Origin of the sequence: Stenotrophomonas maltophilia group sp. Smal17, from assembly GCF_030237045.1 — a bacterium.
Lineage (GTDB): Bacteria > Pseudomonadota > Gammaproteobacteria > Xanthomonadales > Xanthomonadaceae > Stenotrophomonas > Stenotrophomonas forensis.
Genome location: NZ_JASJSU010000146.1, coordinates 1 through 5,591, shown reverse-complemented (window position 1 = coordinate 5,591; position 5,591 = coordinate 1). Strand labels below are relative to the sequence as shown.

At 67.3% G+C, this 5,591-nt stretch carries 5 protein-coding genes; 4 read left to right on the top strand and 1 reads right to left on the bottom strand.

Annotated features, from left to right (window positions below; translation table 11 throughout):
* Both QRO93_RS20965 and QRO93_RS20960 read left to right on the top strand, forming a co-directional pair.
* On the top strand, positions 1-348 hold a 348-nt coding region (locus QRO93_RS20965; RefSeq protein WP_285304346.1), incomplete at its 5' end, for a C40 family peptidase.
* Between the two features lie 131 nt (positions 349-479).
* Positions 480-1,253 carry a C40 family peptidase gene (locus QRO93_RS20960; protein WP_053450424.1) on the top strand — a complete coding sequence of 258 codons (774 nt, stop codon included), beginning with the start codon at positions 480-482 and terminating at the stop codon, positions 1,251-1,253.
* Positions 1,254-1,450: 197 nt separating this feature from the next.
* Here the strand turns inward: QRO93_RS20960 and QRO93_RS20955 are convergent, their stop codons facing one another.
* On the bottom strand, positions 1,451-2,785 hold the full coding sequence (locus QRO93_RS20955) for a dicarboxylate/amino acid:cation symporter (protein ID WP_008266950.1): 1,335 nt from the start codon (positions 2,783-2,785) through the stop codon (positions 1,451-1,453).
* 154 nt (positions 2,786-2,939) lie between these two features.
* Between QRO93_RS20955 and QRO93_RS20950 the strand changes: the two genes are divergently transcribed.
* The gene (locus tag QRO93_RS20950; RefSeq protein WP_180878489.1) at positions 2,940-4,646 is read left to right on the top strand and encodes an alkaline phosphatase; all 1,707 of its coding nucleotides are present in this window, start codon (positions 2,940-2,942) and stop codon (positions 4,644-4,646) included.
* Entirely contained in the window at positions 4,643-5,188 is a 546-nt protein-coding gene (locus QRO93_RS20945) for a WG repeat-containing protein (RefSeq protein ID WP_180878490.1), read from the top strand. Before QRO93_RS20950 ends, QRO93_RS20945 begins: the two co-directional genes overlap by 4 nt.
* The last annotated feature ends 403 nt before the right edge of the window (positions 5,189-5,591 follow it).

Genomic DNA, 5,591 nt, shown 5'->3' with positions numbered 1-5,591 from the left:
ATCAGCCTGGTCGGCACGCCCTACCGCTACGGCGGCAACACTCCCGATTCCGGCTTCGACTGCAGCGGACTGGTCGCCTATGTGTACCGCGAGATGCTGGACCTGAAGCTGCCGCGCACCTCGCGTGACCTGGCGGCGGTACAGGGCCCGAAGATCGACCCACAGCGCCTGGCGACCGGCGACCTGGTGTTCTTTGGCAGCCGCGGCAACGTCACCCATGTCGGCATCTATGTCGGCGAAGGTCGTTTCGTGCACGCGCCGAGCACCGGCGGCACCGTCCGGCTCGACTCGCTCAGCGGGCCCTACTGGAAGGACCACTACACCGGCGCGAAACGTGTCCTTCGCTAAAATGAACAGGCGATATGTTCAAAACTGTGACGCACATCACCATAGAACTAACGGATTACTAACGGAATTTTTAACTTATTGACGCTTTTACAGGGCATGATGCCCCATCGTTTTTTTTCTGTGACCGACGCGTGACGACTGACGACCTGAAAAGCGAAGGCCAGACTTCCGTATCTTCACGTGGTGCCCGCCCGCTGTTGCTCGGCCTGGCACTGTGTCTGACCAGCCTTCCGGCATGGTCGCAGACTGCTCCGAATCGTTCCGATGTGACTCCGGCCCCGGTGGCCGAGAGCCCCGCCCGACCGGCCGCCAAGGCCGAGGCCGCCGCTCCGCAGCGCAGCCGCGTCGATGCCGCCGCCAGCGCGACCCTGGCCGCCCTGCTGCCGCACCTGGCCGCCAACGACACCATTCCGCTGATGGACCGCTCGGCCGTGGTGGCCGGCGATCTCAGCCGCCTGCTCGCCAACTACGACACCAGCAGCGCCGCCAATGGCAGCGTTGTCGGTACCGCCGCCGACAACGGCAAGGTGCAGTCGCTGCTGCGCCGTGCGATGACCCTGCTGGGCACCCCGTACCGTTGGGGGGGCAGCAACCCGGACAGCGGTTTCGACTGCAGTGGCCTGGTCGGCTACGTGTTCCGCTCCGCCCTCGGCATCGAGCTGCCGCGCGTCTCGCGCGAGATGGCCCACGATGACAACGCCGAACTGATCAACGACCGCACCGCGCTGGCCGCTGGCGACCTGGTCTTCTTCGGCCGCAAGGGCCGCGTGGACCACGTCGGCATCTACGTCGGTGACGGCCGCTTCCTGCACGCCCCGAGCTCGGGCAAGGACGTGCGCGTGGATACCCTGCTCAGTGGCTACTGGGGCAACAAGTTCATGCAGGCCCGCCGGGTCGATCTCTGATCTGACCGGTTGGCGCGAACGCGCCGCCTGACACGAGAAAGCCGCTGCCCTGCAGCGGCTTTTTTTGTTGGGCCCGCAATGACGGATAGGCGCCGGCCACCCCCGGTGGGTACCGACCGTTGGTCGGTACCGCATCAGCCGCCTGCCAAACAAAAGGCCCGCCGGTCAGGGCGGGCCTTTCATCGCTACGCACAACCTCAGCTGCGCGGCGGTGTCGGGTCGGGGTCGTCCACACCCACATTGCCGGACGGGTTGTCGTACACCGCCTGATCCAGCAGGCCGGTTTCCTTGGCCACGATCACCGGCACCAGCATCTGGCCGGTCACATTGGTCATCGTTCGCATCATGTCCAGGATGCGGTCGATGGCATACAGGTAGCCGATGGTCTCCAGCGGCAGGTTGGCCGCACTCAGCACCACCGTGGCCATGATCACTGCGGTGCCCGGCACGCCGGCGGTGCCGAAGCTGCCCAGCACCGAGGCGATCAGCACCACCACGTACTGCTCCGGAGTCAGCGGCACGCCGCTGTACTGTGCAATGAACACCGCGCACAGCGCCGGGTAGATCGCGCCGCAGCCGTCCATCTTGATGCTGGCGCCCAGCGGCACCGCGAACGAACCGTAGTCCTTGTTCACGCCCAGGTTGTGGGTGATCGAGCGCAGCGCCACCGGCATCGCCGCGAAGCTGGACGAGCTGACAAACGCCACCTGCATGCCCGGTGCCGCGCCACGGAAGAACTTCAGCGGGTTCAGGCCGTGCGCCAGCAGCAGCGCGCTGTAGACCACCACGATGTGCAGCGCGCAGGCCACGTACAGGGCGAGTACGAAATGACCCAGCGGCAGCAGCTTCTCGAACCCGTAGCTGCCGACCAGGCCGGCGATCAGGCCGAAGGTGCCGATCGGGGTGACTTCCAGCACGAAGCGGGTCACCTGGATCATGATGTCGCTCATCTGGCCGACCAGCTTGCGCGCCTCGGTCACCTTCTCGCCCAGCTTGACGATGGCAAAGCCCACCAGTCCGGCGAAGAAGATCACCGGCAGGATCGAGCCGCGACCGGCGGCCAGCACGGTTTCACCGGCCGCATTGACCTTGGTGCCGATGCCGGACAGCGCGTAGAAGACATTGGCTGGCACCACGTCCAGCAGCACCTGCACCACGCTGGGCACTTCGCGCGGCACATAGTTGCTGGCCATCGACAGCTGCAGGCCACCGGCGCCGGGCTGCAGCACGGTACCCACGCCCAGGCCGACGCACACCGCCAGCGCGGCGGTGATCACGAACCACAGGAAGGTGCGGCCACTGAGCGCGGCGACCGACTTCTGGCCGTGCAGTGACGAGATCGCGTTGATGACCGCGAAGAACACCAGCGGTACCGCGATCATCTTGATCAGGGTGACGTACAGCTCGCCGAGCGGGCCGAACCACGTTTCCGCGGCCGGGCCCAGCGCCCAGCCAGCCAGCGCGCCGAGCACGAAGCCACCGACCACGCGCTGCCAGAATGGAATCCGCAGCCAGGCAGAGACCAGCTTCATAGGCAATCCAGAGGGGAAGAAAGGGATGCTGGAACGATAGCCCAAGGCGGCCGGCAGAACGACCGCCCGGCCGGCAAATCAGTGTGTCATCGGCGTGCCTTGCGGGGCCGGGCATAATGAACGTCCCGTTACAGTTTGTGAGATCCCAGCGTCCATGCGCCGTTCCGTCTCCCTGTTGGCCGCCTGCGCCACCACCCTGCTGCTGGGCGCCTGCGCCAGCACAACCCCCGCCTCTGCCCCGGCCGGCCTGAAGGTCGCCGTCGATCCCGTCGCCCACCCGGCCGGTGAGACCCCGCAGTGGTGGTACCGCAGCGGTGCCGCCCAGGCGGCCGCCAACGGCGCGATGTCCGGCAAGGCGAAAAACGTCATCCTGTTCCTGGGCGACGGCATGAGCCTGACCACCGTGGCCGCCTCGCGCATCTACGAGGGTCAGCAGAAGGGCGGTTCGGGCGAAGAAAACCTGCTGTCCTGGGAGCGCTTCCCGGCCACGGCGTTCAGCAAGACCTACAACACCGATTCGCAGACGCCGGATTCGGCCGGCACCATGACCGCCATCACCACCGGCGTGAAGACCCACATGGGTGCGATCGGCGTCAGCGCCGGCAGCCGCACCGACTGTGCCGACAGCCTGTCCAAGGGCCTGCTGACCTGGCTGCAGCTGGCCGACAGCGCCGGCCTGGCCACCGGCGTGGTGTCCACCGCACGCCTGACCCACGCCACCCCCGCCGCCACCTACGCGAACTCGCCCGAGCGCAACTGGGAAAACGACACCGACCTGACCGAAGCGGCCAAGGCGGCCGGCTGCAAGGACATCGCCCAGCAGCTGCTGTCGACCTCGCGCTATGGCCGTGGCCCGCTGGTCGCCCTCGGCGGCGGTCGCGGTGAATTCACCACCGTGGAAGAGCGCGATCCGGAATACGACGACAAGGTCGGCCAGCGCCTGGACGGCCGCAGCCTGGTGCAGGAATGGCAGCAGGCGCACCCGCAGGGTGCCTACGTCTGGAACAGCAAGCAGCTGGCCGCCGCCGCCAACGCGCCGGCCATCCTCGGCCTGTTCGAGCCGGACCACATGCGCTACGAGTATGAGCGCCCGCAGGATCCGGGCGGCGAGCCGAGCCTGGCCGAACTGACCGCTGCGGCGATCAAGAACCTGGCCAAGCACCAGGAGGGCTACGTGCTGATGATCGAGGGCGCGCGCATCGACCACGCCAATCACAGCGGCAACGCCTACCGTGCCCTGACCGAGACCGTGGCGCTGTCCGACGCGGTGCGCGTGGCCAACGAACTGACCTCGGCCGACGACACCCTGATCATCGTCACCGCCGACCACTCGCACACCCTGAACTTCGTCGGCTACCCGGCACGCGGCAACCCGATCCTGGGCAAGGTGAAGGACAAGGGCGGCGAAGACGGTGCCGGCAAGCTGGACTATGCGCTGGACGGCAGCGGCCAGCCGTACACCACCCTGACCTACGCCAACGGCCCGGGCCACACCGGCGCCAGCAACCAGCAGCCGGCCGGCGCCAAGCGCTACCCGCACAACCCGAGCAGCTTCGAACCGGCCAATGGCCGCCCGAACCTGCGTGAGGTCGACACCGAGCACCCGGACTACATGCAGGAAGCGCTGGTGCCGATGAAGTCCGAATCGCACGGTGGCGAGGACGTCGGCATCTGGGCCCGTGGCCCGGGCAGCAAGGCGATCCGCGGCACGCTGGAACAGAACGCGATCTACCACATGATCGTGCAGGCCACCCCGGCCCTGCGCGAACGCCTGTGCCAGGCCGGCACCTGCGACGACAAGGGCGTGCCGGTGCAGCTGCCGGCGCCGACCGTCTTCGAGCGCAAGGCCGAGGCCAAGTGATCGCGCGGCAGGCCCGCCCTGCCCCCGCCAGCGGCCGCCTCGCGCGGTCGCTGGTCCTGCTCGGCATGCTGGCCAGCAGCACTGCGCTGGCACAGGCACCGGCCTGCAAGCTGCTCACCGACGAGCACGGGTTGTGGCCGCTGCCCGACTGCGAGGTGGTCGATCACCGGCCCAGGATCCACCCCGACACGCTGAAAGACCTGAACTTCGACGACCACGGCCTGGCCGTGGTGTATGCCGACCAGGGTTTCCATTACGTCAACCGCAAGGGCCGCAGCCTGCCGGTGCTGACCTGGGACAACGGGCCGGAGACACCGCAGGAGGGCCTGCTGCGGGCCCGCGTCGGCAACCGCGTGGGCTACTTCGATCTGAAGTTCCGTCAGGTGGTTCCGGGCACCTTCGATTTCGGCTGGCCGTTCCGCGATGGAGTGGCCGAGGTCTGCAACGGATGCCGTCGCGGCACGCCGGATGCGGATGGGCACACGCCGATGGAAGGCGGAGAGCGGTTCCGCATCGACCGTTCGGGCCGTCGGGTGAAGTAGGGGTTCGGCAGGGCTGCGCCCTGCACCTGCTGCAGGCCAGAGCAACAGCAACAACAACAGCCAAAGCGGCTCTGGTTTTCTGTGGGTTTGGCGGGGCGGTGTCGGATTGCGGGGACGCCGTGAACCCATCCCTGGGGGCTTGGCCGCGGCATCCATGCCGCGGACACCCCGCAATCCGACACCGCCCCACCTTCGACAGGTTCCCGGTGACGGTTGGATCATCCACGCCATGCGTGGATCACATCTGTCAGATATCGAATTGAATCCGGGGTCAGATCCGTTTTCCTGTGGAAAACGGATCTGACCCCATCAACATGCCCGACAGTTCGCAGGAAACTGTCGAAGGCGGGGTGGGTCCGGTTGCGGGGGCGTGAGCCGCATGGATGCGGCGACCGAGCTTACA